The organism is Xanthobacter sediminis (assembly GCF_043195015.1).
GTDB lineage: Bacteria > Pseudomonadota > Alphaproteobacteria > Rhizobiales > Xanthobacteraceae > Xanthobacter.
Genome location: NZ_JBAFWH010000003.1, coordinates 408,516 through 434,374 on the forward strand (window position 1 = coordinate 408,516; position 25,859 = coordinate 434,374).

Genomic DNA, 25,859 nt, shown 5'->3' on the forward strand with positions numbered 1-25,859 from the left:
GACGGGGTGCGAAGCGACCCTCATCCGTCCTCCCGATGCAACAGAATAAGAGCCCCCATAACGATTCCCGTCACTGCTGGAAACCATGCTGCAGCAACAGGATGAACAATTCCTGCTTCTCCGAGATCCTCGGCAAGCTTGGTCCCCACATAAAGCAGAAAGCCTGCGGCCACGCCACCGAGAATCGTCTGCCCCACGCCGCCGAAGCGGAACACGCGCAGGCCGACCACCGCGGCGATCAGCACCATTGCCACCAGCAAAAAGGGCCGGGCCAAAAGGCTTTGGAACTGAAGCCGATACCGCGCTGCGCCAAAGCCGGCATGTTCCGCACTGCGAATAGCCGACGGCAGTTGCCAAAATGGCACTGTCTCGGGCGCCACCAGATTGTCCTGGACCTGATTGGGGTCGAGATTGGTAGCGATGAGGTAGGTGTCGAACTTCTGCAGGTCCTGGCCGGGGATGATGACCCGCGCGTCCTTGAGAATCCAAGATCCGTCGCCGAGGGTGGCGGTGCGCGCCTCCACCCTTTCCATGAGCTTGCCGTCCGTTGAGAATTCATAAACCACGACGGAGGAAAGCACCCGACCGCCCTGCGATGACGCGGAGGCCTGGATGATGCTCTGGCCGTCCAGGCTCTGCTGGCGCACCCAGAAGTCCTGCTTGGCGGTGATGGCGAGCGTGGGGGAGGAGCCGAAGATCTCGCTCTCCAGCTCGTTGGCGCGCTCCTTGAAGTCGGCCGAGACCGGATTGAACACCGTGGTGGCGAACACGCCGATGAGGAAGGCCACGATCACCGGTGGGGCGATGAACTGCCAGGCGGAGAGGCCCACCGCCCGCGCCACCACCAGCTCCAGCCGGCGGGAGAGCAGCACGAAGGTGGCGATGGAGCCGAACAGCACCGCGAACGGCAAGAGCTGCTCGGTGAAGGCCGGTGCGCGAAAGACCGTGACCAGAGCCACCATGGTGACCGTGACGTTGTCGCGGTCGGCGGTGCGGCGGGCCATCTCCAGGAAGTCGACCAGCATGATGAGGGCGACGCAGCCGAAGAAGATCAGCGCCACCGCCGAGGCGAAGCGCCGCGCGAAATAGAGGCCGAGGGTGGGGCCGATCATGATGCAGCACCCATCCGTCAGGCCGCCTTGCGGCGGGTGAAGAGCCGGCTCAGGCCCTCGCCGAAGGCGGTGAGGGCGCGCGGCGGCGTGATGTTGACGCGGTCGCTGAGCAGCAGCGCGCACAGGACGACCACCACCAGCGGGAAGATGTAGATGAGCGGCACCGCCGCATCCTGGGCGCGCAGCTGGCCGGCGATGGCGAAATTGCCGATCTGCACCGCGGCCATGGCGGGAATGATGGCGAGGAGCGCCGCGCCGCGGCTCTGGCGGGTGGTGCGCGGCCGCGCCAGCGCCGCTGCGGCGATGGCGAAATAGGCGAGCGGATAGAGCCCGGCAGAGAGGCGCTTGTGCAGCTCCTCGCGGAAGCGCCCCGGCTGCACCTTTTGGTAAATGTCGTCCTCCGGCGGCTGGTACACATAGGCGATGGGGCGCTCAGCCGGGCGGATGTCCTGGGCGGGGTTGTTGGGCGCGAGGGAGGACAGGTCCAAAGCGTAGCGCTGGAACTCCACCACCGAGGTCGAGTTGCTCTTTTCCCCGCCGCGGCGGTGGATGGAGCCGTTCTCCAGCACCAGGAAGGTGCCGGCCTCGTTGTCCACGATCTGGCCGCGCTCGGCGAGGTAGGTGGTGATCTCCTTGTCGCGGGCGTCGTGGATGAAGATGCCGTGCATCACGCCGTTGGAGGCGCGCTCGCGCACATGGAACACGAGGCCCGGCGTCAGCGTCACGAAGCGCCCGGGCTGGGCCACGAAGGACACCACGTCGGCGCGGACCTTGGTCACCTGGTCGCGGAAGGCCCGGAGGCTGGTGGGCACCACCAGCACCGCCAGGGAGGAGCAGAACAGAGAGACCAGAATGGCGAGCAGGATCAGCGCCCGCAGCAGCCGCCAGGGGCTCATGCCGGCGGCGGCCATCACCACGATCTCGCTGTCGCCGTTGAGCTTCAGCAGGGTGTAGGCGGTGGCGATGAACAGCGCCGCCGGGGCGATCACCAGCACCAGGGTCGGCATGGTCAGGCTGGTGATGGCCACGAAGGCGATGATGGTCTGGCCCTGGCTGGTGACGAGGTCCAGCTGCCGCAGCGCCTGGGTGGACCAGATCATGCCCGCGAGCACCACCACCACCCCCGCGAAGGCCACGGCGGCCGTTGAGAAGATGTAGCGATCGAGACGGCCCATCAAGCCTCTACCCAGTGCGTGGAGCCGCCCGCCGCGCTCGCTTCGTTGTCGGGCCGCCCTGGATAGCCGCAACCGGCGGAGGGCGCAATTCGTCCCCAGGGGCAGCGGCTGCGGAGCGCGGGCGCGCCAGGGCGGGCTTGCGCCGTCACGCGGCCTGCCCCGCGAAGGCGGCGGCGTAGGCCTCGGGCTTGAAGCCCACCAGCAGTGCGCCGCCGCGCTCCAGCACCGGACGCTTGATCATGGAGGGCTGGGCGAGCATCAGCGCCATGGCTTTTTCCGCGTTGAGCCCGGTGCGGTCCGCCTCCGGCAGCTTGCGGAAGGTGGTGCCGGCACGGTTGAGCAGCGGCTCCCAGCCCAGCTTCTCCACCCAGCCGGCGAGCGTAGCCGGGTCGAGGCCCTCGGTCTTGTAGTCGTGGAAGGCATAGGCGACGGCATTGGCGTCGAGCCACGCGCGGGCCTTCTTCATGGTGTCGCAGGCCTTGATGCCGTAGAGGGTCACTGCGTTCGACATGCTTCCTATCCCGTTGGCGAAAGGGCTGGGGGACCGGCGGCTCAGCGTTTCGTGCCGTAGGCGCTCATGAACAGGTAGACCGCACCCTTCACCACCTTGTCCGCGTGGGCGGGGTCCGGCGAATCGGCGCTGCCCATCAGGATCGGCACCGTGATGCCGTCCTTGCACAAAGAGAGGAACTGGCTCGCGGCCTGCTCCACGTCGTCGATGTGCAGCGCGCCCTGCTTCACCTTGGCGGTGAGGAAATCGCTCAGCCGGCGGATGCCCTGGCAGGGGCCGGCCTCGAAGAAGAGGTGGCTGATCTCGGGAAACTTGCTGCCGATGGCGATCACCGTGCGCAGGGTCGCCATGTGCTCGGGGCGGATCATCGCCGCGATGAAGGAATGGCCGAGGGTCGAGAGCACCTTCTCGATGTCCGGCTCGTTGTGGTCGAGCACGAACAGGCGCTCCGCGGTCTCGCTGCACTCGCTGGAGACCAGGGCGGTGAACAGGTCTTCCTTGTTCTGGAAGTAGACGTAGAGCGTGCCCTTGGAGACCCCGGCCGCGCGGGCGATGTCGCCCATGCTGGCGGCATCGAAGCCGCGCTCCAGGAAAACCTCGCGCGCGCCGGAGAGGATTTTGCGGCGCTTCTCGGGGTCCTGCCCGGCGGCGGTCGCGTTCTCGCGCACATCGCAGGCCGGCGCCGGGCTCCGCGTCTGCGGGCCTCGGGGTGCTGGCGGGTCCTGGAGGGCGATGGGGTCTTGGGTCGTCACCTGGCGTCCTCTCCTTTCATCCCCGTTCTGTGCCATCGCGTACCGTATGCGCAAGTCGGCCGTTGGGCATGGAGTACCCATGCAAGCGGCGTGCGACGGAGCGGGAAGGATCTTGGCCCGCGGTGGAGAGGCCGCCGGGTTCACAAGTTTTGACCGAACCGTTCGGTTCCCTCTTGCCATACCCAAGGGGGTGGGGTATGTCAAAGTCGTTCGACCGAACCGTTCGGTCAGTTCGCTGGCTCCGCAACCCATCGGCTGATCGGGCTGAGGGAGGAGGGCATCGCCCCCGCTCTCCTCCCTCCCTTCGGTTTTCTCCCGCAGTGCAATATTTCTTTGCCCCCGCGCACGCTCGCAGGTGTCTCGCGCTGCCACGCGGTGGCCGCGGCCGCTGGTGTGGCGCGCTGCAATATGCGGCATCACGCCACAGTATGCCGCCCTTGGTGCGGCGCCCCTGGCCCTTACCTTAGGCACACCGATCCGGGCCCCTCTGGCGCGACCTCCAGTCGCGTGATGTCGGATCATCGCGTGTCGCCAGGACGCGCGGCGATCCGGCGTGTCCCGGCCGCCGTCGCCTCGCGGCACGCAGCGTCACCGCTGCCACGACCCGAGGCCCCATGTCGCTTTTCGTGTTTTCCCCGCTTTCCCTGCCGCGTGTCCGTGATGGCGTGCCCGGCGGACGGCTTCCATGACGGCGCTTCCTCTTTGCCGACCGCGGCGCGCCCTTCTCATCGTCAATCCCCGCGCCCGACAAGGGGCCGCGCCGCTTGATGCGGCGCGGGCGGTACTCGCCGCCGGCGGCATCGCTGTCGCGGATGCGCCGTGGCCTGAGCGCGCGGCGGGTCCGGCTGTCCTTTCCGATCTCGTCCGCGCCGCCGCCGGCTCCGTCGACCTGGTGATCGTGGGCGGCGGCGACGGCACCCTGAATGCCGCTGCCGCCGGCCTGCGCGACACGGGATTGCCGCTGGGCGTGCTGCCGCTGGGCACCGCCAACGACTTCGCCCGCACCCTCGGCATTCCCGTCGATCCGGCGGCGGCGGCGCGGCTGATCGTGGAGAGCGTGCCGCGGCCGGTGGACCTCGGCGATGTGAACGGCCACCCCTTCCTCAACGTGGCCAGCGTCGGCTTCAGCGCCGATCTCGCCCGCGCCCTCACCGCCGCCGCCAAGAAGCGCTTCGGCGTCTTCGGCTATGGGGTGGTGGCGGCGCGCCTGTTGTGGCAGTCGCGCCTGTTCACCGCCTTCATCGAGCATGACGGCGCGGTGGAGAGCGTGCGCACGCTCCAGGTCTCCGTGGGCAACGGGCGCTACTACGGCGGCGGCATGGCGGTGGAAGCCTGCGCCGCAGCCGATGACGGCCGGCTCGATTTCTACAGCCTGGAGGTGGACCACTGGTGGCGCCTGCTGGCGCTGCTGCCCTCGCTGCGCCGGGGCACGCAGGGGCAGTGGGATGACGTGCGCGCCTTCGGCACCACCGAGGTGGTGGTGCGCACCAGCCGGCCCAGGCCCGTCAACACAGACGGCGAGCTCGTCACCTTCACTCCGGCCTGTTTCCGTGTGCTGCCCGCTGCCTTGCGCGTCCATGCGCCGCCGCGCGCTGCCGGGCAGCGGCAGAGCCACCTTCAGCCTTTCCAGACCGTCCAGCCTTCCACACTCCAGGGTGCCTCGTAATGGATTACCTGTTGCAGCTTGCCGCCGACCCCGCGGCCTGGGTCGCGCTCGTCACGCTGATCGCCATGGAAGTGGTGCTTGGCATCGACAACCTCATCTTCATCTCCATCCTCACCAACAAGCTGCCCGCGCAATACCGCGCGAAGGCGCGGCGCATCGGCATCGGCCTCGCGCTGATCCTGCGGCTGGGCCTGCTCGGCACGGTGGCCATCATCGTCACCCTCACCGCGCCGGTGGTCACCCTGTTCGGCCACGGCTTCTCCTGGCGCGACATGATTCTCATCGCCGGTGGCCTGTTCCTGGTGTGGAAGGCGACCAAGGAGATCCACCACAACGTCGATCCCCACCCCAGCGACGACATCTTCGACACCAAGGCCTCGCTGGGGTTCGTCTCGGCCATCGCGCAGATCCTGATGCTGGACCTCGTGTTCTCCATCGACAGCATCATCACCGCCGTGGGCATGACCGAGCACATCCCCATCATGATCATCGCCGTCATCGTGGCGGTGACCTGCATGCTGCTCGCCGCCGATCCGCTGGCCCGGTTCATCGAGGCCAATCCCACGGTGGTGATGCTGGCCCTCGGCTTCCTCATCATGATCGGCATGACGCTGATCGCGGAGGGCTTCGGGGCCCATGTGCCGAAGGGCTACGTCTATGCCGCCATGGGTTTCTCGGCTGCCATCGAGGGGCTGAACATGGTGGCCCGCAGGCGCCGGGAGAAGGCCGGGCACGGCTGAGGGCGGGCGTTCTGCTACCGTCCGCCCCTTGCGGGGCGGGCGGGGCTGGGCTCTAACAGGAATCAGGCGCCGGCGGGCCCATCGCGCCCTGCCGGCGCGCGGGACAACGCTTCAGAACCGAGGAACGGCCATGGGACCCGTCATCGTGCGCGCGCTCGCCTTCATCTGCCTGCCGCTCAAGGCCGCCGCCCTCAAGGCTGCACTGTTCGCCACCCTGGCGGTGGGGCTGCTGGCCGGCGGCCTGCCCGCCCATGCGCAGGCGTGCCTGGAGCAGATCGTCACCGTGCAGCAGCAGCTCAAGGCCAAGTTCCCCCCGCCTGCGCAGCCGCCGTCCCAGGCGCAGAGCATCGGCGCCCAGGATGCCCAGCAGCCCACGCCCGGCTCGCTTGAGGCCGCCGGCCTCAGCGGGCCGCAGACCGGCGCCTACGGCGCGCTCAACCAGGCCATGAACCTGCAGGCGGCCGGCGATGAAAGCGGCTGCCTCAAGGCGCTGGCCGAGGCCCGCCGCCTCGGCGGCCTGAACTGAGCAGGGGCGAGCGCTTCAGTCGCGCCCGCGCGGCATTCTGAGAGAAGCTGAGCTGGCGCCGATCAAGAGCCCGGATCGGGGAAAGGGCGCTGGCTCGCGTTCGGACGTGCCCGGCCATGGTGCCACGCGCTCGGCGTGGCGCGGCCTTCAGAGCTTGTCGCGCAGGGCGTAGTAGCTGAGGCCCGCCACCAGCAGCGGGTAGCGCAGCAGCGTGCCGCCGGGAAAGCTCGGCACCGGCAGGCGGCCCAGCAGGTCGAACCGTTCGAGCTGGCCCTGCACCGCCTCCGCCAGGATCTTGCCGAACAGGGGCGCGAGCGCGACCCCGTGGCCGGAATAGGCGGCCGAGACCAGCACATGCTTCGAGAGCCGCCGCACGAACGGCAGGCGCGTGAGCGTGATGCCGAGCACGCCGCCCCAGCCGTAGTCGATGCGCACATCGGCGAGCTGCGGGAAGATGCGCGCCATGAAGGGGCGCACGAACTCGGGGATGTTGTCCCTCAGGTTACGGCGGTAGCTCTCGCCGCCGCCAAACAGCAGCCGCCCGTCCGGCGAGAGGCGGAAGTAGTTCACCACGAACTTGCTGTCCGCCACCGCCGCGTCGTTGGCGATGATGCTCCGCGCCCGCTCGCCCAGGGGCTCGGTGGCCGCGATGTAGTTGCAGATGGACATGACATGGGTGTCCACCTGCCGGTCGAGGCCGTCCATGAGGCCGTTGCCGCATTCGAGGAGGAAGGCGGCCTTCACGGTGCCGCCGCCCTCGGTGGTCACGGTGACGCCGTCGGCGCCGTCCGAGACCGCCGTGACGCGGGTGCCCTCGTGGATGCGCGCCCCCGCCCGCGCCGCCGCCGCCGCCAGGCCGAGCACGAAGTTGAGCGGGTGCAGGTGGCCGCCGCCATGGTCGAACACGCCGCCGTAATAGGCGGGGGAGCCCACCAGGGCGCGCATCTGCGCGCGGTCGAGGGGCTCGATCGCGTCATAGCCGTAGGTGTCGCGCAGGTGGGCGGCATAAGCGTGGCTCTCGGCCACGTAGTGGGGCTTGTGGTCGGCCAGGATGAGGCCGTCCTTGAGGTCGCAGGCAATGGCGTGGCGCGCGACGAGATCGCGCACCAGCGCCTTCGATTCCTCGGCCAGCGCCCACAACTTGCGGGCATCGTCGAGGCCCACCGCCGCTTCCAGGAAGTCCTGGTGGCGGCGCTGGCCGGAGTGGATCTGCCCGCCGTTGCGCCCCGAGGCGCCGGAGCCGACCTTCGAGGCCTCCAGCACCACCACGTCGAAGCCGGCTTCGGCGAGGTGCAGCGCGGCGGAAAGGCCGGTGTAGCCGCCGCCGAGCACGCACACGTCCGCCTTCGCCGCGCCCTGGAGGGCTGGGAGGTCCGGCATGGGGTTGGCGGTCGCCACATACCATGAGGCGGGGTGCGCCATGGGGCGGGGAGGGGCCATGAACTGCTCCGTTGCGGGCGTCCGGAAAGCCCGCCACCGGTGAGGGCGGGCGGGAATGCGTCGTCGTCCCGGTCCTGGACCGGCGCCGCGGGTTCTTTCCCGCGGACCCCGGAGGTTCCGCGGGAGGACGTCCCGCCGGGTCCGCGCCTTACACGTTCAGCAGCAGGTATTCGCGCTCCCAGGGGGAGATGACGCGCATGAAGGTTTCGAACTCCGCCTGCTTCACGGCCGCATAGGTGGCGACGAAGCGCTTGCCGAGCACGTCGGCCAGCGGCTGGCAGTCCTCGAACTCCGCCAGCGCCTCCAGAAGGCCGCGGGGAAGCTCGAAGCCGAGATTCTTGGCATCGTCCTCCAGCGGATCGGTGGCGCGCAGCCCCTCGACGATGCCGAGATAGCCGCAGGCCAGGGAGGCGGCGATGACGAGATACGGGTTGGCGTCGGACGAGGGCACCCGGTTCTCGATCCGCCGCGCCGCCGGCACGGAAGGGGGGACGCGCAGGGCCGCAGTGCGGTTGTCATAGCCCCATTGCAGATTGATGGGCGCCATGGAATCGCGGGTGAGGCGCCGGTAGGAATTCACATAGGGCGCCAGGATGCACATGACCGCCGGCAGGTATTTCTGGTGCCCGGCGATGAAGGAGAAGAATTCGGGCGTGGGGTCCCCGCTCTCGTCGGAGAAGATGTTCTGCCCGGTCGCGGCGCTCACCACCGACTGGTGGATATGCATGGCGCTGCCCGGCTCGTTGGCGATGGGCTTGGCCATGAAGGTGGCGTAGATCTTGTGCGCGAGCGCCGCCTCACGGATGGTGCGCTTGAACAGGAACACCTGATCGGCCAGCGCCAGGGGATCGCCATGGCGCAGGTTGATCTCCATCTGCGCGGCACCGTCCTCGTGGATCAGGGTGTCGATCTCCAGGCCCTGCGCCTCGGCATAGTCGTACATGTCCTCGAACAGGGCGTCGAATTCGTTCACCGCCTGGATCGAGTAGGACTGGCGGCCGATCTCGGGCCGGCCGGAGCGGCCCACCGGCGGCTTCAGCGGATAATCCGGATCGGTGTTCGGCTCCACCAGATAGAATTCGATCTCCGGTGCCACCACCGGCTTCCAGCCCTTGGCGGCATAGAGGCTGAGCACGTTCTTCAGCACCTGCCGGGGTGCGATCTCCACCGGGCGCCCGTCGCGGTGGAAGGCGTCGTGGATCACCTGGGCGGTGGGGTCCTGTGCCCAGGGCACGGTGCACAGGGTGGAGAAGTCGGGCTCAAGCACGAGGTCGCTGTCGGCGACCACCGAATCGACCAGACCCTCATAGGCGGGATATTCGCCGGAAATGGTTTGAAGGAAGACGGAAAGCGGCAGGTTCATCACCGGCGAGGTGAGGAACTTGGAAACCGGCATGATCTTGCCGCGGGCGACGCTGGCAAGGTCCGGCACGGTGCACTCGATCTCGGTGATTTCCCGTGCCGCCATCCAGGCCTTGGCCTCGGCGAGGGAGGCCGCGCCGCGCGGCGCATCGGCCGCATGCTTCTCCGCAACCTTGGAGCGTTTCGACATGATGTCCTCTTGCGTGACACGCTCACGCACCCCCAGGGAACACCGGCGGCACCGGAAGTGTCAACGCGGGACGCGCCCGACGGCGCCGCCATTGCTGCATTGCGGCAATTTCCGGCGACGTCCCGTGGTTCGGCCGTCGTGTCCCGTCGGGGGACGGCTGGCGGCCCCGCGCGAACAGGGAACGAACGAATCACGACCGAATCGCGCGGTGAGGGATGTTCGCTTTTCACCCCCTACCAGGGCTGGTGGGCCGGCGCCCGCGCCCGCCGATTCCCGCGGAAGGAACCGCCCCGTCCCGCTCAGGGCTTCTGGGCGCTCGCGGGCACCGGGGCATCCTTGGCCTTGGCCTCGAAGCTGGTGGCCTGGAATACGGCGGTGCCGATCATGGTGGCGACGGAGACCTTGAACGGCGCCATGAGGCGGGTGCCCTCGATGGGCACGAGCCACACGAACATGTCCTTGTTGTCTTCCATGTACTGCACGGTGTAGCGGGTGGGCCGGTGGCCGGCCACCGGCTTGTAGCGCACCCCGCAGACCACCGCCTGCCCCTTGTAGCCGGAAGCCTTCACCTGTTCCGTGCGCAGGTATGTGAGCACGATATCGTAGCGCTGGCGCCCGTCGAACACCGGCACCGCCCGTTCGCACGCCGCGGCCGAGAGCGGGTTCGCGGGGGGCGGCACGTAGACGAAGGCGCCGCTCATGGGGTCGATGATGTTCTGGAGCGTCTCGTTGGTGACGGGGACGCGGTCGGGCAGGGGCTTGAGGGGCGGCTCCACCTCCATCTCCGCCACCGCGCCGCCGGCCATGGCGAGGCGCGCGCCTTCCTTCTTGCCGTCGGCCTCGGCGTTCAGGGCATAGAGGCGCGGAACCATCTTGCCGGGCGTCAGCATGCCGCGCGCGGCCACCACGCCCTTGCCGGAGGAGACGGCGCGCAGCACGCCGGTGATGCGGCCGGAGCCGGAGATCTCATAGGCCTCGTTGCCCGCCTCCAGAACCACCGAGGCGCGGCCGAGCTCCACCCCGCCCACGCTCAGTACGTATTTGGCGTCGAGCCGCCCGTCGGCCAGCGCCGGCGTGGCGCAGACGAGGAGCGCGGCGGCGAGGGGGCCGCGCAGCGGGCGCGGGGGAAAAGCGGCGTGGGTCATGGTTTCACCGTGGCTCCGGCGCGGCCGGCGAGAAGGCGGCCCCCGTTCCGCACGCGCGCAGGGGAATCGGCATCGAGATGCGGGCCGAACGCGGCTGAACTGTGGCTGCTGCGACTATGCCGTGCGTCGCCCGCCAGCGTCCAGCGGGCCCGCGGGGAGAAGCTTCGCTGCCGCCGCCGGGCCCGGTGGCGCCGAATCGCGCGAAATCCCGCAGGGTCATTGACTTTCGGCACGTTTATCACGATCTTTGGGATTAATCCCGAGCCTTGGGTTACGACGACTGCGGCAGCGAAAGAGGCCGCGTGACAGTCGGTGCCGCCCAGAGCGCCCGCGGAACAGGTTCCACTGCTGAGGAGATCGCAGCCATTCGCCGCCCCATGAGACCCGTCGCGCCGGAGAAGGATGGACCGCGCGTCAATGAGGAAATCCGCATCCGCGAAGTCCAGCTGATCGACCAGGAAGGCCAGAACCGCGGCGTGGTGGCCATCCGCGACGCGCTGGCGCTGGCGCAGGAGGCCGGCCTCGACCTCGTGGAGATCTCGCCCAATTCCGCGCCCCCGGTCTGCAAGATTCTCGACTACGGCCGCTTCAAGTACCAGAACCAGAAGAAGGCCTCCGAGGCCCGCAAGAAGCAGAAGGTGGTCGAGGTCAAGGAGATCAAGCTGCGGCCCGGCATCGACGACCACGACTACGAGGTGAAGATGCGCGCCATGCAGCGCTTCTTCGAGGAAGGCGACAAGGTGAAGGTGACGCTGCGCTTCCGCGGCCGCGAGATGGCGCACCAGGACATCGGCTACAAGCTTCTCCAGAAGCTGAAGGAAGAGGTGTCAACCATCGCCAAGGTCGAGGCGGAGCCGATGCTGGAAGGTCGGCAGATGATCATGATCCTGGCGCCCCGCTGACAACGCGCCGGACAGCAGGTTCGAAAAAGCAAGGACCCGGAGCGGGAGGCCGCTCCGGGTCCTTGTGTTTCGGGCTGTGCCGAGGCCGGGAGGCTTCGGTGGCGGCGTCCCGCTTCCATGTTGCCGTACGGTTCATGAGGGCCGCGTCGGCGCGGCCCGCTCTTCCGCCTCAGGGGCAGGGGTGCTGCAGCCCGTCGTACCCCGTGTAGGTGCCGGTGCGCACATTGTAGGACCGGTAGCGCTGCGCGCAGTAGGCCACCGCGTCGCCGGCCGGATAGACCGGTTCCACATAGGTGGGCTGCGCCGCCACGGCGGCACCGAGAGCGAGGCCGCTGGCCACGCCCAGCGCGATCCAGGCACCGCTATTGTCGTAATAGCCCCAGCCGTAATTGGGCCGCCACCAGCCGCGGCCCGGATACCACCGGCCCGGGCCCCAGGCGCCGGGCGGCGGGCCCCAACCCGGGTTACCCCAGCGCGGGCCACCCTGGACATAGCGCGGCGCGACGTAGCGGGGCCCCATATAGCGGGGACCTGCGTAACGCGGACCTCCATAACGCGGACCTGCATAACGTGGCCCCATGTAGCGGGGGCCAGCCATGCGGGCGGGATATCCGCCCCGCATCGCGGGCCCGCGATAGGCGCCGCGCGGCCGCCCGTGCCACTGGACCTGTTCCACCCCCGCGCCGTGAACGGCCTGATCGGCGAGGCCGAGGCGCAGGGCCTGCGCCCCGGCGGGCACCGGGGACAACCAAAGGAGGCCGCTTGCCGCGACCGCCGCCGCGAGGGCTACCTTCCTGATCCCGAACATGATGAGCACTCCAATCGAGTACTTTCAGGTTCGCGCGCCATTGTGTCGATTCTAGAACGGGAGCGGCATCCCCCTGCGTCAAGAAAGCGGCAATTGCGGCGGCCTGACGCAATTCGTTTACCATGTGGCATGTAGCGTTGGCGCTCGCGTTGCCATCAAGCGGCCTTCCGCCTGGGGCACAGGATTCGCCGCGTCGCGTCACTGCGGCGCAAACGGAGAACAGCATGCAGATGCGAGTGCATACGGTCGCCGCCTCCCCGCTCGCCCGGAAGGCGATGTCGTGGATGCTGGCCGCCAGCATCGGCGCCGCCGGCATCGCCGCCGCCATGGCGCCGGTGCAGGCGCAGGGTCTCGCCGGTGGACTGGCGCCTCTCGGCGATCACGCCGCCGGCCCCATCACGGTGCAGGCGCCCCCGCCCGGCTGGTGGGGTCCCGGCCCGGGCCGTGGCCGCGGCCCCGGTCCGGGACCCGGGCCGGGCTGGCGCCGTCCGCCGCCTCCCGGGCCGCACCCGGGCTGGGGCAACCCCTATTGGCGTAACAACGGCTGGTATTACCGCGACAATAGCGGCGCCTGGATCGCCGCCGGCATCGTGGGCGCGGCGCTCGGCGCGGCGGCCATCTCCGCGGCACAGCAGAACAACGCGCAGATGAGCGCCCAGCAGCAGCGCGAGGCGGTGGCCTACTGCATGCAGCGCTACCGGTCCTACGACCCGCGCACCGGCACCTTCATCGGCTATGACGGCCAGGTGTATTCCTGCCCGTGAGGGATGCGCGGAGGGCGGTGTTCCCGCCGCCCTCCGCCCTGCCGCCTATTCGGCGGCGATGCGCACATGGGGTTGGGCGTCGCGCACGGCAGCGTCCACATGGGCCTCGAACTTCGCGAAATTCTCCTGGAACATGGCCACCAGCCGGCGTGCGGTGGCGTCGAACTCGCTCCTGTCCGCCCAGGTCTTGGAGGGGTGGAGGATGTGCGGCTCGATGCCCGGCACGCTGGTGGGCACCTTGAAGCCGAAATAAGGATCGGTGCGCGTGTCGGCGTCCTTCAGGGAGCCGTCGAGCGCGCGGTCGAGCAGGGTGCGCGTCACCTTGATGGGCATGCGCCGGCCGAAGCCGTAGCGGCCCCCGGTCCAGCCCGTGTTCACCAGCCAGCAGTCCACGCCGTGGGTGGCGATGAGGTCGCGCAGCAGGTTGCCGTAGACTGACGGGTGGCGCGGCATGAAGGGCGCGCCGAAGCAGGTGGAGAAGGTGGCCTCCGGGTCCTTCACGCCCCTCTCCGTGCCGGCCACCTTGGCGGTGTAGCCGGACAGGAAGTGGTACATGGCCTGCGCCGGCGTGAGGCGGGCGATGGGCGGCAGCACCCCGAACGCATCGCAGGTGAGCATCACGATGTTCTTCGGCATCCCGGCCCGGCCGGTGGCGCTGGCATTGGGGATGAAGTGGAGCGGATAGGCGGCGCGGGTGTTCTCCGTCCGGCTGTCGTCGTCGAAGTCTGGTACTCGGGTCACGGGATCGAGGGCCACGTTCTCCAGCACCGTGCCGAAGCGGTTGGAGGCGGCGAAGATCTCAGGCTCCGCCTCCGCCGAGAGGCGGATGGTCTTGGCATAGCAGCCGCCCTCGAAATTGAAGACGCCCTCCGGGCTCCAGCCATGCTCGTCATCGCCCACCAGGGTGCGGCGGGCGTCCGCCGAGAGGGTGGTTTTGCCGGTGCCGGACAGGCCGAAGAACAGGCACACGTCGCCGTCTGCGCCCACGTTGGCCGAGCAGTGCATGGGCATGATGCCCTTCTGTGGCAGCAGGTAGTTGAGCACGGTGAAGACCGATTTCTTCATCTCGCCCGCATAGGCCGAATTGCCGATGAGCACGATGCCGCGGCTGAAGTCCACGGCGATCACGGTCTGCGCACGCACGCCGTGCCGCTCCGGGTCGGCCTTGAAGGAGGGCAGGTCGATGATGGTGAGCTCGGGCACGAAGCCGTCGAGCTCGGCGCGCTCCGGCCGGCGCAGCATGGTGCGGATGAAGAGGGAGTGCCAGGCGAGCTCGGTGTAGACGCGCACCTTGATGCGGCAGGCGGGGTCGGCGCCGCCGTGGAGGTCCTGGGCGTAGAGCTCCTTGCCCTCGGCCGCCGTCAGGAAATCCTGGTAGAGGGCCTCGAACTGCGCGGGCGAGATGGCCCCGGCATTGTCCCACCACACGGCGCCCTCGGTGGTGCCGTCGCGCACCACGAACTTATCCTTGGGGCTGCGGCCGGTATGGGCGCCGGTCTCGGCCATCAGCGCGCCGCCGGAGGAGAGCCGGCCTTCCAGCCGCTGCAGGGCGTGCTCATAGAGCTGCGGCTCGGGCAGGTTCCAGTGGACGGCGGTCAGGTGCCTCAAGCCGAAGCTGTCCGCGCCGCAGGCGCTGTTGCGGTGACCGGTCTCAAGCACGGCGTTTCCTCCATAGATGTTCTCACCGGCTCGGAGCCGGCCCTGGGCGCAAGGGGGGCAAGCCGCCGCCCTCGCGCATCCCAAGGCTAGAAGAGGACTTCGATGAAGAAAAGGCGCTTTTTGGCGTCTTTTTCTCAGGCAACCTTGGCTTTGCGGGCCTCGTCCACCAGTGCGACAAGACTTTTTCGGATCTCTCCCACGCTGTTGTTGCGTTGCGGGAAGATGAGGTGCCGCACCTGCTCACCGGAAGTGATCTCGAAGCCGTCCGGATCGATGCCCACCATGCGCCAGGCCGCGTCCGGGGCCTTGGCGAGCGCGGTGGCATAGAGAGCCACGGCCTCCGCGTGGTCGGCATTCATGTGGGAGACGATGCCGTCATGGGCGGCGCGGATATCGTCGGCGCCGCTCCAGTCGGTGATGAGTTTCTCGCCGGGCACGTCGACGATGCGGCCGAAGCCCTCCACCAGGTGGGCGTGGTCCACGTCGATGCGGAAGAAGCCGAAGTCCTTGAAGTCGGCATAGCCGGTCGCGGCCTCGTGGCGGCCGAGATAGCGCGCGCGCACCAGCGGGTCGCCCGCCGCCACGATGCGGCCGACGAGGCTCGCCCGCGCCGCGTTCAGCGGATCGGCGGCGCCTCCATCGCTGATCATGAGCGAGACGCGGGTGTCGCGGGCGATGTTCTGGGTGTGCCGCGCGAGGCGGGAGATGAGCAGGGTGGGGCGCCCTTCCGGATCGGTGCCCACCGCCACCAGGGAGGCATAGGGCCCGCCGTCGGCGTCGAGGGTGGCGAGAGTGCCGAAGCGGGCCTCGCGGATGAGGCGGCGCACGGTGGCGGCGGCGGTCATGGCCAGGGGCTTGGGCTCCGGCGCGGCCTCAGGGGTGTCGGATGCGGTGTCGGTCACGGTCGCGTCTCCCTCTTGTTGCGGCGGAGGATGGCCGCGCCCCCGGCGGCCCGCAAGGGCGGGGGTCACCCTGGGCGCGACATTGGAACGGTTCCGACTTCGGGCGGCGTCATCCACCGCTGAAGCGGGGAGAAGGTTTTGCGTCCGGTGAGAATCTCGCTATTTTGCGGCGGTTGGCGCTTGAGTGTCACATTTCGGCCACGCGCTGCGGGTTCACAGGCGCGGTATGGCTGCAGAGAGCCGGCTTGTCCGACGGCTGAAAGAGGTGTCATGCCCACCATCGCCCTGGTTGACGACGATCGCAACATCCTCACCTCGGTGTCCATCGCCCTGGAGGCGGAAGGCTATCGCATCGACACCTACACCGATGGCGCCTCCGCGCTCGACGGCTTCAAGACCAATCCGCCCGACCTCGCCATCCTCGACATCAAGATGCCGCGCATGGACGGGATGGAGCTGCTGCGCCGCCTGCGCCAGAAGACCGACATGCCCGTGATCTTCCTCACCTCCAAGGACGAGGAGATCGACGAATTGTTCGGCCTCAAGATGGGCGCCGACGACTTCATCAAGAAGCCCTTCTCCCAGCGCCTGCTGGTGGAGCGGGTGAAGGCCGTGCTGCGCCGCTCCGGCGCCAAGGATGGCGTGGCCCCGCGCGAGGTCGACAGCGCCAAGGTGCTGGAGCGCGGCAACCTGCGCATGGACCCCGAGCGCCACACCTGCACCTGGAAGGGCGAGCCGGTGACCCTCACCGTCACCGAGTTCCTCATCCTCCAGGCGCTCGCCCAGCGCCCCGGCGTGGTCAAGAGCCGCAACGCCCTGATGGACGCGGCCTATGACGACCAGGTCTATGTGGACGACCGCACCATCGACAGCCACATCAAGCGCCTGCGCAAGAAGTTCAAGTCGGTGGACGAGAGCTTCGAGATGATCGAGACCCTCTACGGCGTCGGCTATCGCTTCAAGGAATGAGCGTCGCGCAGGTGCCATGGCGGGCAAAGACTCCCGGCGCCGGACGGTGCGGGGAGCGTGGGAGCGGGAGATGACGGTGGAGGCGGACCCCCGCGAGGGCGCGGCCGAGCCCGAGGCGCGCGGCGTCCTCGGCGCGCTGAAGCGTGCGCGGCGCTTCGTGGCGGTCAAGAGCTTCTCCTCGCTCACCCAGCGCATCGTGCTGCTCAATCTCGCGGGCCTGTGCGCGCTGGTGTCGGGCATCCTCTACCTGTCCGAGTTCCGCTCGGGCCTCATCGACGCGCGCATCCAGAGCCTGCTGGTGCAGGGCGAGATCATCGCCGCCGCCATCGCCTCCTCGGCCCAGGTGGAGACCAACTCCATCACCGTGGATCCCGAGCGGCTCCTGGAGCTGCAGGCGGGGGAGAGCTACGGCCCCGGCGAGGAGGGGTTCGCGCCGCTGGAATTCCCCATCAATCCGGAACGGGTGGCGCCGGTGCTGCGGCGCCTCGTGGGCCCCACCCGCACCCGTGCCCGCATCTACGACCGCGACGGCCAGCTCCTGCTCGATTCCCGCTCGCTCTACTCGCGCGGGGAAATCCTGCGCTACGACATTCCCTCGCCCGCGGAGCCGAAGCCCGGCCCGCTGGAGCGCATGTGGCGGGCGGTGCAGCTCTGGTTCGGCCGCGGCGACCTGCCGCTCTACAAGGAATACGGCCCGCTCGCCGGCAAGGACTATCCCGAGGTCGCTACCGCCGCCCTCGGCGGCAAGGCGAGCGAGGTGCGGGTGGACGAGCGCGGCCGGGTGGTGGTCTCGGTGGCGGTGCCCATCCAGCGCTTCCGCGCCATCCTCGGCGTGCTGCTGCTGTCCACCCAGGGCGGCGAGATCGACGAGGCGGTGCGCGCCGAGCGCTTCGTCATCGTGCGCGTGTTCCTGGTGGCGGCGGTGGTGATGGTGCTGCTCTCGGTGCTGCTGGCCGGCACCATCGCCGATCCCGTGCGCAAGCTCGCCGCCGCCGCCGAGCGCGTGCGCCGGCGCATCAAGACGCGGGTCGAGATCCCCGATTTCACCGGCCGCTCCGACGAGATCGGCCATCTTTCCGGCGCGCTCCGGGACATGACGCGCGCGCTTTACAATCGCATCGAGGCCATCGAGAGCTTCGCCGCCGATGTGGCGCACGAGCTGAAGAACCCCCTCACCTCCCTGCGCAGCGCGGTGGAGACCCTGCCGCTCGCCAAGAACGATACCTCCCGTGGGCGGCTGATGGAGGTGATCCAGCACGATGTGAAGCGTCTCGACCGCCTGATCTCCGACATCTCCGACGCGAGCCGTCTCGACGCCGAGCTCCAGCGCCAGGAGGCGGCGGCGGTGGACCTGAAGCAGCTCCTGGAGATGGTGGTCGGCATGGCGCAGGACGTGCGCAAGGACGACGGCGTGCGGGTGACGCTCGCGTTCGAGCGCGCCTCCGGCGCCTCCGCCTCGTTCGTGGTGCCCGGCCACGCCTCCCGCCTCGGGCAGGTGGTGGACAATCTGGTGTCGAACGCCCGCTCCTTCTCGCCCCAGGGTGGCGAGGTACGCGTCACCTGCCGCCACCTGAAGGACACGATGGAGATCCTCGTGGACGACGACGGGCCGGGCATCCAGCCGGATGCCCTCTCGCGCATCTTCGAGCGCTTCTACACCGACCGCCCGCACCAGGGCTTCGGCCAGAACTCGGGCCTGGGCCTCTCCATTTCCAGGCAGATCGTGGAGGCCCACGGCGGCCGCATCTGGGCCGAGAACCGCATGGCCAGGGGCGCGGACGGCGAGGAGCGCGTGGCCGGCGCCCGCTTCGTCGTGCGCCTGCCGGCCGGCTGAGGCGCCATGGCCGCCCCCTCCGTCCACGCAAGCTGCGTCGCCATCGGCGCGCGGGGGGTGCTCATCCGCGGCGCCTCGGGGGCGGGCAAGTCCACCCTCGCGCTTTCGCTCATCCTCGACGCGCCCCGCGCACTGCCCCCGGCAGAGCTGGTGGCGGACGACCGCGTGCTGCTGGCGCAGGAAGGCGGGGCGCTGGTGGCGCGGCCGGTGGTCGCTCTGGCGGGGCTCATTGAGGTGCGCGGACTGGGGCTGCGGCGCCTGTCGCATCGCGACAGGGTGTCGCTGGCCCTGGTGGTGGACCTTCAGGCTGCCGATGCCGCTCGCCTGCCGCCGGAAGAGGCGCAAACCGTTCTCATCTCTGGCTGCGCGCTGCCGCGCATCGCTGTCGATCGTCTTGATCGCGCTGCGTTGTTGGTGGCCGCCGCGCTCGCCAGCCGACCTTGCGAAAACTAAATCTGCTTTTGTGCGTTGCACCCCTTGCGTAAAATTTGAGCCGCTCTGAATATGGCATCCCCGCAGTGCGGGAGGCCTTCATCGGGGGGTGAAGGCGGAGGAAGCATGATCGGTCTTGTCCTCGTCACCCACGGTCGCCTCGCCGATGAGTTCTGCTCGGCGCTTGAGCACGTCATGGGCCCGCAAAGCCAGATCGCCGCCGTCACCATCGGGCCGGACGACGACATGGAGCGGCGGCGCCACGACATCATCGACGCCGTGGAGCGCGTGCGCTCCGGCGACGGGGTGGTCATCCTGACCGACATGTTCGGTGGCACCCCCTCCAACCTCGCCATCTCGGTCATGAACACCCCGGACGTGGAAGTGGTGGCGGGTATCAACCTGCCGATGCTCGTCAAGCTCGCGAAGGTGCGGGGCGAGCTGCCGCTGGCCGAGGCCGTGGACGTGGCCCAGGAAGCCGGCAGGAAATACATCAATGTCGCAAGCCGCGTCCTCGCCGGCAAATAGCCCGTTCGATCCAGCCCTCGCGGAGGAGGCGGCGCTCGCCTGCGGCCACCCGGTCGCCGCGGGCGCCCTGGTCCGGGTGCTGCCCATCATCAACAAGCGCGGCCTCCACGCCCGCGCCTCCGCCAAGTTCGTGCAGACGGTGGAGCGGTTCGACGCCCGCGTGGGCGTGTGCCGCGGCGGCGAGGAGGTCTGCGGCAATTCCATCATGGGGCTGATGATGCTGGCGGCCTCGCCCGGCACCTCGGTCACCGTCACCGCCACCGGCCGCGAGGCCGCGGCGGTGCTCGACGCCCTCGCCACCCTGGTGGCGGATCGCTTCGGCGAAGAGGAATAGCGCCCCGGCCGACCGGCCCCTCGCGCAAGCGTTCGGGATTCCCAGCGCGCCTGCGCGACCTTCCGTCCCCCTCGCTGGAAATGCCTGCGCTGGCGCCGCGCAAGGTCTATGCTTATTTTTAGCGTTCACATTTCCGCGCGCGGTGCGCGGAAGCCGGGGACGGGCGTTCCGCCCAGGGTGCCATGTTCGCTTCGAGAGCCGACCAGCCCGCGACGACCCCGCTGCGTGCCCGCCGGCGCGGCTTCAGCCTCTCGGCGAAGCTGCTGGTGCTCACCGTGGTCGTGGTGGCGACGGTGGAGGCGGCGGTGCTGGTGCCCACCATCGCCAATTTCCGCGTCGCCTGGCTCTCCGATCGCCTCGCTGCCGCCCGCACCGCGGCCCTGGTGCTCGACGCCGCCCCGCAGGACAGCATCCCCGTGGACCTCACCCGCCAGCTGCTGGCGAGCGTGGGCGCCCAGGTGATCGTGGTGAAGCGCGAGGATACCCGCCGCCTGCTCGCCGTTTCCGACATGCCGCCCGAGGTGGACGTGCATGTGGACATGCGCGACATCACCCTTCTCAATGCGGTCGCCGGCGCGTTCGACACGCTCACCGCGCCCGACGGGCGCATGCTGCGGCTGGTGGGCGATCCGCCGTCCGGTGCCGACTTCATCGAGATCGTGATGTCGGAGACGCCGCTGAAGCGGGCGCTGCTGCGCTTCACCACCACCACGCTGCTGGTGTCGCTGCTGGTGGCGGCGGCGGCGGGCGCCCTCGTCTATTTCGGCCTCAATGCGCTGTTCGTGCGGCCTATGCGCCGGCTGACGGAGCGCATGTCGGCCTATCGGGAAAACCCGGAGGATGCGACGCGCATCATCGTGCCCTCCGGCCGGCGCGATGAGATCGGGACCGCCGAGGAGACGCTGGAGGAGCTGCAGCGCGCCCTCTCGCAGACCCTCAGCCAGAAGAGCCACCTTGCCGCGCTCGGCCTTGCGGTGTCGAAGATCAACCACGACCTGCGCAACCTGCTCGCCTCCGCGCAGCTCCTGTCGGACCGCCTTGCGGCGCTGCCCGACCCCACGGTGCAGCGCTTCGCGCCCAAGCTGCTGGCCGCCCTGGACCGCGCCATCACCTATTGCGAGCAGACCCTCTCCTATGGCCGCGCCATGGAGCCCCTGCCGGACCGGCGCGAGGTGGACCTTGCCCACCTGCTGGACGAGGTGCGCGAGACCCTCGGTCTCGGCGGCGGCGCGGGCGTCGGCTGGGTGGCGGCGCTGGAGCCGGGCCTGAAGGTGGACGCCGACCCGGACCAGCTGTTCCGCGTCATCCTGAACCTCGCGCGCAATGCGGTGCAGGCGCTGGAAGCGCGCGCGCCGCTCGATCCCGAGCGGGACCAGATCCGCATCAAGGCGAAGCGCCTCGGCACCACCGTGCAGATCGAGATGGCCGATACCGGCCCCGGCATCCCGCCCGAGCGGCGGGCGCACCTGTTCGAGGCGTTCGTGTCGTCGGCCCGGCGGGGCGGCACCGGGCTCGGCCTGCCCATCGCCGCCGAGCTGGTGCGCGCCCATGGCGGCGAGATCGCGCTGATCGACAGCGCGGTGGGCACCGCGTTCCGTATCACCCTGCCCGACCAGCCCGAGGAAGGGCGCCAGCGCCGTGAGCGGCTGCGGGCCTGATGGCGCGCCGCGGCTGTGCGTCAGTCGCATGTTATCCACAGCTTGGCGTGGCGCAGGCGCGGGCTTTGCCGTTCGACGCTTGCGCCCCGTAAAGAAAGGGAGTAGCACACGGACCTCGCCGGCGGAGAGATCCTCCGGCAGCCCTCCGGAGGCTCCCGCCTCCACGCTAGGCCCCAGTTGCCGAACGTTCGCGAGGGATGATGCGCCGGTAGCTCAGCTGGATAGAGCACCAGACTACGAATCTGGGGGTCGGGAGTTCGAATCTTCCCCGGCGCGCCATTAAATCAAGTACTTAGCCATCATTCACCGTTTCAATTTTCGGGTCTGAAACGGTTTTTGAAACGGTTTTGGCTGAACCTTGCGATTGGGCCGCATCGCCCACGATCCTCTACGAAGCGCTTCCACACCTCGGTCAGACAAGGCTGCAGGAGACAGCCTGTGCCTCTCCGTGGGCGATCGGTGAAGAGGCCCTCGCGCCGTCTTTGGAGGGGGCGTTCGGGACCTACGGCTTAGCCAGTCGGTGAGCGCTCAGTCGCAGTTCCAGAGCGGTCAGACGTAGCGACCACTGCCCGAAGACCCTCCGAGAGCCTCAATGGGTTGTCGTGGAAATCCTCGGGAAGATGGGATTCTCCGATTACCGGACGTGCCCGCTCCGCCCGCTGAGAGTGAGAGGCCTGTCGGGTTTGCCATGACGGGTTGAGGGCAGGGAGAGAGGCTCCCGGCACCCGTCGTGGAGTTTGGTCCCATGACTGAGGTTCGGGTTCTAGAGGCGAGCCGGGAAGCGGCGGGCGGGTACAGAGTGGATGCGAGCCGGGGCGAGCGGATTAGCCGCGTGTCCTCCGAGTGGTTCTCCCGGCCGGCGGACGAGCGCTATCTGTCCCTGTCTGAGCTGTATGGCGCAGTGCGCAGCCGGTCCGACCGGAGCCGGACGCGCACCGTGGAGAGCGCCGCCATCCGCGTCGAAGCGAGCCGAGAGGTGCCGGACCGGCTGACGCTCGCGCTGCCCGGGGCAGACGCTCCCGTTGCCCCCACCCACTGGAGCTTCGGCCAGCTCGCGAGCCTCATCGGAGCACCCGCCTCCTATCTGCGGCAGCTTCCAGCACCCTTGGCCGGCATCAACCTTCAGCACGGCCTGCTCACGCACCGCGCCGAGCAGGTCAAGACGCTGGAGGTCGAGGACGGACGCGTCGAGCTCCGTGCCGTCACCGGTCCCGATTACGGCCGGATCTACGACCATGAGCTGGTGGACGCCGTGCGGCGCATCGCCGGCAACGGCACCGGCGACACCCGCTGGAAGGTGCCGGGCGTGCTCGACTGGTCGACCGGCATCTACAATCCCCGCGTCGACATCACCAAGGACACCACCACCCTCTATGCCTCGGATCGGGACGTCTTCCTGTTCCTGGTGGACGACCTCAACCCCATCGAGGCCGGGCGCCTTCCCGACGGCTCCCCCGACCTCTTCTTCCGGGGCTTCTATTGCTGGAACTCGGAGGTCGGCGCGAAGACGCTGGGCATCGCCAGCTTCTATCTCAGGGCCGTGTGCCAGAATCGCAATCTCTGGGGTGTCGAGGACTTCGAGGAGATCACCATCCGGCACTCCAAGTATGCCGCCTCCCGCTTCGCCCATCAGGCAGCGCCGGCCCTGGAGCGCTTCGCCAATTCCTCGCCCATGCCCTTCGTCAACGGCATCAGGGCCGCGCGCGAGCGCATCGTGGCCCGCACCGACGAGGCCCGCACCGAGTTCCTGCGCCGCAAGGGCTTCTCCAAGGCCGAGACGCAGAAGGTGATCGACACCGTGCTCGCCGAGGAGGGTCGCAAGCCCGAGAGCATCTTCGACTTCGTGCAAGGCATCACCGCGGTGGCGCGGGACAAGCCGCACCAGGACGCCCGCCTCGATCTGGAGGCCCGGGCGAAGAAGCTTCTCGATCGCGCTGCCTGAGATCCGCAAACCCGGAGATGCGGATTACCGTGTCTCCGGCTTCATGTGGTGCCGGCTTTCCGGATCGTCGGTTCTGCGGCGCCGTCCTCAGAGGAAGAGGGCGGCGCCGTGCTTCGTGACGGGTTCGAGGTTGAGAGAGAGGTTCTCCGGCCGCCCGTCGCGGAGAAATATCCCATGGCCACGGCCGTTCAGAAGATCACCCTTTCGTCCTCCCGCGACATCCCTTTCAACCAGCTGGTGCTGAGCCAGTCCAACGTCCGCCGGGTGAAGGCCGGCCTGTCCATCGAGGAACTCGCCGAGGACATCGCCCGGCGCGGCCTGCTCCAGGGCCTCAATGTCCGCGCCGTCGTCGATGTGGATGGCGTCGAGACCGGCATCTATGAGATCCCCGCCGGCGGGCGGCGCTATCGGGCGCTGGAGTTGCTGGTGAAGCGCAAGCGCCTCGCCAGGACCGCGCCCGTGCCCTGCATCGTGCGCGAGGGCGGCATCGCCGAGGAGGATTCCCTCGCCGAGAATGTCCAGCGCGCCCCTCTCCATCCCCTCGACCAGTTCCGTGCCTTCCTCGCCCTGCGGGAGAAGGGTCAGTCCGAGGAGGAGATCGCCGCCGCCTTCTTCGTCTCGGTCGCGGTGGTGAAGCAGCGCCTGAAGCTCGCCTCCGTCTCGCCGAAGCTCCTCGATGTGTACGCCGAGGACGGCCTCACTCTCGATCAGCTCATGGCCTTCACCGTCTCCGGTGACCATGAGCGGCACGAGCAGGTGCTGGAGCGTCTCGCTCAGACCTATGACAAGCAGCCCTATGTCATCCGGCGCATGCTGACGGAGGGTGCGGTCCGGGCATCCGACAAGCGAGTCCAGTTCATCGGCATCGAGGCCTACGAGACCGCCGGGGGCACGGTGCTGCGCGACCTGTTCCAAGGGGACGACGGAGGCTGGCTGCAGGATGTGGTCCTCGTCGACCGGATGGTGGCGGAGAAGCTCGCCACCGAGGCCGACGGGATCCGGAGCGAAGGCTGGAAGTGGATCGAGGTCGCGCCGGACTTCGCCTATGGCCACACCTACGGCCTGCGCCAGCTGCGGGGCGAGCCCTCGCCGCTGACCGAAGAGGAGGAGGCTGCGCGGGCGACCGCCCAGGCGGGGCATGATCGCCTGTCGGAAGAGCACGCCGATGCTGACGAGCTTCCCGCGGAGGTGGATGCGCGGCTCGGTGAGCTCGAGGCGATGCTGGAGCGATTCGAGGCGCGCCCCCTTGCGTTCGATCCGGCGGAGGTCGGCCGCGCCGGCGCCTTCGTCAGCATCGCGCAGGATGGCAAACTTCGAGTGGAACGGGGTTTCCTCCGCCCGGAGGACGAGGTGCCGGTCGAGGAGGACCATGACCCTTGCATCGAGACCGATGGTGACACCCATATGGCCTCCGCACCTCGCCAGGAGGTGGTGGTCTCTGATGCTCGCGCTGAGCCCGAGGAGGATGACGACCTCGCACCGATCTCCGACCGGCTGTTCACGGAGCTCACCTCCCATCGGACCCTCGGCCTGCGCCATGCGCTGGGCGAGCAGCCCGATGTCGCCTTCCTCGCCGCGGTCCATGCCCTGACGCTGAAAGCTTTCTACGCCTATGTCTCGGACAGCTGCCTTGAGCTCGATCTCAAGAGCGTCTCGTTTAATGCCCAGGCGCCGGGCCTCAATGACAGCGTCTCGGCAGAGGCCATCCGCATCCGGCATGAGAGCTGGGCGAAGGCACTCCCCAAGGAGCCCGCAGGCTTGTGGGATACCCTGAGCGGGTGGGACAACGACAGCCGTGCCGCACTGTTCGCCCATGTGGTGAGTCTCTCGGTCAATGCTGTGCATGAGGCCTGGAACCGCCGTCCCCGCGCCTTCGCCCATGCCGACCGGCTGGCCCAGGCGGTGTCGCTCGACATGACGGCGGCCGGATGGAAGCCCACCGTCGACACCTTCCTCGGCCGGGTCACCAAGGTCCGCATCCTGCAAGCGGTGGCCGAGGCGAAGGGCGAACGTGCAGCCGAGCGGATCGCCCACCTCAAGAAGGGCGACATGGCGCGGGAGGCAGAAGCCCTCCTTGCCGACAGCGGCTGGCTCCCGGAGGCGCTGCGGACCCAGCCCTCCGACACTGCCGAAGAAGAGGAGGCGGAGAACGACGGCGAAACGGCCATGGGCGACAGCGAGGACCTCGCCGACACTGAGGAGCCCGAAGCGATCTCCTCCTCGATCGCTGCCGAATAATCCTCCCGGGCAACCTGGCCCGCCGCCCGTGGTTCCGCGATCCCCCTATCGCGTGGCCCGGACGGCGGGCCATTTTCTTGGAGCGTCCCCATGACGGATGCTGCGCACGATCTCGCCCGGCGGCTGGGGCGGCAGGCGGAGGCAGTTTGCCGCCATTATCTCTGCGCGGGTCGGCGGCAGGGGCACTATTGGCAGGTGGGCGATGTTCGCAACTCGCCCGGCCGCTCCATGTTCGTGCGGCTGACCGACAGCACCAAAGGCCCTGCTGGA

Annotated in this window: 23 protein-coding genes, 1 tRNA gene and 1 pseudogene; 15 read left to right on the top strand and 10 right to left on the bottom strand. The window is 68.9% G+C overall.

Annotated features, from left to right (window positions below):
- Positions 1–20: 20 nt before the first annotated feature.
- The 4 genes from lptG to V5F61_RS05910 form a co-directional block, all read right to left on the bottom strand.
- Complete coding sequence (gene lptG / locus V5F61_RS05895) at positions 21–1,112, bottom strand: LPS export ABC transporter permease LptG (RefSeq protein WP_393987479.1); 1,092 nt, start codon at positions 1,110–1,112, stop codon at positions 21–23.
- 17 nt (positions 1,113–1,129) lie between these two features.
- Positions 1,130–2,287, bottom strand: a complete 1,158-nt coding sequence (gene lptF, locus V5F61_RS05900) for an LPS export ABC transporter permease LptF (RefSeq protein ID WP_393987478.1) — start codon at positions 2,285–2,287, stop codon at positions 1,130–1,132.
- 145 nt (positions 2,288–2,432) lie between these two features.
- Positions 2,433–2,798, bottom strand: coding sequence for an ArsC family reductase (locus V5F61_RS05905; protein ID WP_393987477.1), 366 nt, complete (start codon positions 2,796–2,798; stop codon positions 2,433–2,435).
- 41 nt (positions 2,799–2,839) lie between these two features.
- The gene (locus V5F61_RS05910; protein WP_393987476.1) at positions 2,840–3,550 is read right to left on the bottom strand and encodes a TetR/AcrR family transcriptional regulator; all 711 of its coding nucleotides are present in this window, start codon (positions 3,548–3,550) and stop codon (positions 2,840–2,842) included.
- Positions 3,551–4,235: 685 nt separating this feature from the next.
- Between V5F61_RS05910 and V5F61_RS05915 the strand changes: the two genes are divergently transcribed.
- From V5F61_RS05915 to V5F61_RS05925, 3 genes are all read left to right on the top strand, one after another.
- Positions 4,236–5,216 carry a lipid kinase gene (locus tag V5F61_RS05915; RefSeq protein ID WP_393987475.1) on the top strand — a complete coding sequence of 327 codons (981 nt, stop codon included), beginning with the start codon at positions 4,236–4,238 and terminating at the stop codon, positions 5,214–5,216.
- A complete protein-coding gene (locus V5F61_RS05920) occupies positions 5,216–5,956 on the top strand; it encodes a TerC family protein (RefSeq protein ID WP_393987474.1) in 741 nt (246 codons plus the stop codon). Before V5F61_RS05915 ends, V5F61_RS05920 begins: the two co-directional genes overlap by 1 nt.
- A 130-nt stretch (positions 5,957–6,086) precedes the next feature.
- Positions 6,087–6,482 carry a hypothetical protein gene (locus V5F61_RS05925; RefSeq protein ID WP_393987473.1) on the top strand — a complete coding sequence of 132 codons (396 nt, stop codon included), beginning with the start codon at positions 6,087–6,089 and terminating at the stop codon, positions 6,480–6,482.
- A gap of 147 nt (positions 6,483–6,629) precedes the next feature.
- Here V5F61_RS05925 and V5F61_RS05930 read toward each other — a convergent pair whose 3' ends face one another.
- From V5F61_RS05930 to V5F61_RS05940, 3 genes are all read right to left on the bottom strand, one after another.
- Positions 6,630–7,922 (bottom strand): NAD(P)/FAD-dependent oxidoreductase, encoded by a 1,293-nt coding sequence (locus tag V5F61_RS05930; protein WP_393987472.1) that lies wholly within the window; start codon positions 7,920–7,922, stop codon positions 6,630–6,632.
- A gap of 148 nt (positions 7,923–8,070) precedes the next feature.
- Positions 8,071–9,474 carry a glutamine synthetase family protein gene (locus V5F61_RS05935; protein WP_393987471.1) on the bottom strand — a complete coding sequence of 468 codons (1,404 nt, stop codon included), beginning with the start codon at positions 9,472–9,474 and terminating at the stop codon, positions 8,071–8,073.
- Positions 9,475–9,773: 299 nt separating this feature from the next.
- Complete coding sequence (locus V5F61_RS05940) at positions 9,774–10,619, bottom strand: DUF3108 domain-containing protein (RefSeq protein WP_393987470.1); 846 nt, start codon at positions 10,617–10,619, stop codon at positions 9,774–9,776.
- 377 nt (positions 10,620–10,996) lie between these two features.
- Here V5F61_RS05940 and infC point away from each other — a divergent pair, with 377 nt between their 5' ends.
- Positions 10,997–11,521, top strand: a complete 525-nt coding sequence (infC, locus tag V5F61_RS05945) for a translation initiation factor IF-3 (RefSeq protein WP_393987718.1) — start codon at positions 10,997–10,999, stop codon at positions 11,519–11,521.
- A 169-nt stretch (positions 11,522–11,690) separates the two neighbouring features.
- On the opposite strand, the gene V5F61_RS05950 is transcribed toward infC, so the two are convergent.
- On the bottom strand, positions 11,691–12,041 hold the full coding sequence (locus V5F61_RS05950; RefSeq protein WP_393987469.1) for a BA14K family protein: 351 nt from the start codon (positions 12,039–12,041) through the stop codon (positions 11,691–11,693).
- Between the two features lie 512 nt (positions 12,042–12,553).
- Here V5F61_RS05950 and V5F61_RS05955 point away from each other — a divergent pair.
- Positions 12,554–13,093, top strand: coding sequence for a BA14K family protein (locus V5F61_RS05955; protein WP_393987468.1), 540 nt, complete (start codon positions 12,554–12,556; stop codon positions 13,091–13,093).
- Between the two features lie 45 nt (positions 13,094–13,138).
- On the opposite strand, the gene V5F61_RS05960 is transcribed toward V5F61_RS05955, so the two are convergent.
- Together V5F61_RS05960 and V5F61_RS05965 are read right to left on the bottom strand one after the other, a co-directional pair.
- Complete coding sequence (locus tag V5F61_RS05960) at positions 13,139–14,752, bottom strand: phosphoenolpyruvate carboxykinase (RefSeq protein WP_393987467.1); 1,614 nt, start codon at positions 14,750–14,752, stop codon at positions 13,139–13,141.
- A gap of 134 nt (positions 14,753–14,886) precedes the next feature.
- Positions 14,887–15,654, bottom strand: coding sequence for a HugZ family pyridoxamine 5'-phosphate oxidase (locus V5F61_RS05965; protein ID WP_393987466.1), 768 nt, complete (start codon positions 15,652–15,654; stop codon positions 14,887–14,889).
- Positions 15,655–15,924: 270 nt separating this feature from the next.
- Here V5F61_RS05965 and V5F61_RS05970 point away from each other — a divergent pair, with 270 nt between their 5' ends.
- From V5F61_RS05970 to V5F61_RS06015, 10 genes and pseudogenes are all read left to right on the top strand, one after another.
- Entirely contained in the window at positions 15,925–16,623 is a 699-nt protein-coding gene (locus tag V5F61_RS05970; protein ID WP_393987465.1) for a response regulator transcription factor, read from the top strand.
- Positions 16,624–16,693: 70 nt separating this feature from the next.
- Complete coding sequence (locus V5F61_RS05975) at positions 16,694–18,457, top strand: stimulus-sensing domain-containing protein (RefSeq protein WP_393987464.1); 1,764 nt, start codon at positions 16,694–16,696, stop codon at positions 18,455–18,457.
- Between the two features lie 6 nt (positions 18,458–18,463).
- Positions 18,464–18,910, top strand: a complete 447-nt coding sequence (locus tag V5F61_RS05980; RefSeq protein WP_393987463.1) for an HPr kinase/phosphorylase — start codon at positions 18,464–18,466, stop codon at positions 18,908–18,910.
- Between the two features lie 105 nt (positions 18,911–19,015).
- A complete protein-coding gene (locus V5F61_RS05985; protein WP_393987462.1) occupies positions 19,016–19,417 on the top strand; it encodes a PTS sugar transporter subunit IIA in 402 nt (133 codons plus the stop codon).
- The gene (locus tag V5F61_RS05990) at positions 19,386–19,751 is read left to right on the top strand and encodes an HPr family phosphocarrier protein (protein WP_393987461.1); all 366 of its coding nucleotides are present in this window, start codon (positions 19,386–19,388) and stop codon (positions 19,749–19,751) included. Before V5F61_RS05985 ends, V5F61_RS05990 begins: the two co-directional genes overlap by 32 nt.
- 182 nt (positions 19,752–19,933) lie before the next feature.
- Positions 19,934–21,409 (top strand): ATP-binding protein, encoded by a 1,476-nt coding sequence (locus V5F61_RS05995; RefSeq protein WP_393987460.1) that lies wholly within the window; start codon positions 19,934–19,936, stop codon positions 21,407–21,409.
- A 202-nt stretch (positions 21,410–21,611) separates the two neighbouring features.
- A tRNA-Arg gene (locus V5F61_RS06000) sits at positions 21,612–21,688 on the top strand.
- A gap of 466 nt (positions 21,689–22,154) precedes the next feature.
- Positions 22,155–23,351 (top strand): DUF932 domain-containing protein, encoded by a 1,197-nt coding sequence (locus V5F61_RS06005; protein WP_393987459.1) that lies wholly within the window; start codon positions 22,155–22,157, stop codon positions 23,349–23,351.
- A gap of 174 nt (positions 23,352–23,525) precedes the next feature.
- Positions 23,526–25,589 (top strand): ParB/RepB/Spo0J family partition protein, encoded by a 2,064-nt coding sequence (locus tag V5F61_RS06010; protein ID WP_393987458.1) that lies wholly within the window; start codon positions 23,526–23,528, stop codon positions 25,587–25,589.
- Between the two features lie 90 nt (positions 25,590–25,679).
- Positions 25,680–25,859: pseudogene (locus tag V5F61_RS06015) on the top strand (DNA primase); the annotation flags it as partial.

What these genes read in the sequence shown, in the direction of transcription:
- lptG (WP_393987479.1), bottom strand. Translation starts at nt 1,112, where the DNA reads ATGATCGGCCCCACCCTCGGCCTCTATTTCGCGCGGCGCTTCGCCTCG.
- lptF (WP_393987478.1), bottom strand. Translation starts at nt 2,287, where the DNA reads ATGGGCCGTCTCGATCGCTACATCTTCTCAACGGCCGCCGTGGCCTTC.
- V5F61_RS05905 (WP_393987477.1), bottom strand. Translation starts at nt 2,798, where the DNA reads ATGTCGAACGCAGTGACCCTCTACGGCATCAAGGCCTGCGACACCATG.
- V5F61_RS05915 (WP_393987475.1), top strand. Translation starts at nt 4,236, where the DNA reads ATGACGGCGCTTCCTCTTTGCCGACCGCGGCGCGCCCTTCTCATCGTC.
- V5F61_RS05920 (WP_393987474.1), top strand. Translation starts at nt 5,216, where the DNA reads ATGGATTACCTGTTGCAGCTTGCCGCCGACCCCGCGGCCTGGGTCGCG.
- V5F61_RS05925 (WP_393987473.1), top strand. Translation starts at nt 6,087, where the DNA reads ATGGGACCCGTCATCGTGCGCGCGCTCGCCTTCATCTGCCTGCCGCTC.
- V5F61_RS05930 (WP_393987472.1), bottom strand. Translation starts at nt 7,922, where the DNA reads ATGGCCCCTCCCCGCCCCATGGCGCACCCCGCCTCATGGTATGTGGCG.
- V5F61_RS05935 (WP_393987471.1), bottom strand. Translation starts at nt 9,474, where the DNA reads ATGTCGAAACGCTCCAAGGTTGCGGAGAAGCATGCGGCCGATGCGCCG.
- V5F61_RS05940 (WP_393987470.1), bottom strand. Translation starts at nt 10,619, where the DNA reads ATGACCCACGCCGCTTTTCCCCCGCGCCCGCTGCGCGGCCCCCTCGCC.
- infC (WP_393987718.1), top strand. Translation starts at nt 10,997, where the DNA reads ATGAGACCCGTCGCGCCGGAGAAGGATGGACCGCGCGTCAATGAGGAA.
- V5F61_RS05950 (WP_393987469.1), bottom strand. Translation starts at nt 12,041, where the DNA reads ATGGGGCCCCGCTACGTCGCGCCGCGCTATGTCCAGGGTGGCCCGCGC.
- V5F61_RS05955 (WP_393987468.1), top strand. Translation starts at nt 12,554, where the DNA reads ATGCAGATGCGAGTGCATACGGTCGCCGCCTCCCCGCTCGCCCGGAAG.
- V5F61_RS05970 (WP_393987465.1), top strand. Translation starts at nt 15,925, where the DNA reads ATGCCCACCATCGCCCTGGTTGACGACGATCGCAACATCCTCACCTCG.
- V5F61_RS05975 (WP_393987464.1), top strand. Translation starts at nt 16,694, where the DNA reads ATGACGGTGGAGGCGGACCCCCGCGAGGGCGCGGCCGAGCCCGAGGCG.
- V5F61_RS05980 (WP_393987463.1), top strand. Translation starts at nt 18,464, where the DNA reads ATGGCCGCCCCCTCCGTCCACGCAAGCTGCGTCGCCATCGGCGCGCGG.
- V5F61_RS05985 (WP_393987462.1), top strand. Translation starts at nt 19,016, where the DNA reads ATGATCGGTCTTGTCCTCGTCACCCACGGTCGCCTCGCCGATGAGTTC.
- V5F61_RS05990 (WP_393987461.1), top strand. Translation starts at nt 19,386, where the DNA reads ATGTCGCAAGCCGCGTCCTCGCCGGCAAATAGCCCGTTCGATCCAGCC.
- V5F61_RS05995 (WP_393987460.1), top strand. Translation starts at nt 19,934, where the DNA reads ATGTTCGCTTCGAGAGCCGACCAGCCCGCGACGACCCCGCTGCGTGCC.
- V5F61_RS06005 (WP_393987459.1), top strand. Translation starts at nt 22,155, where the DNA reads ATGACTGAGGTTCGGGTTCTAGAGGCGAGCCGGGAAGCGGCGGGCGGG.
- V5F61_RS06010 (WP_393987458.1), top strand. Translation starts at nt 23,526, where the DNA reads ATGGCCACGGCCGTTCAGAAGATCACCCTTTCGTCCTCCCGCGACATC.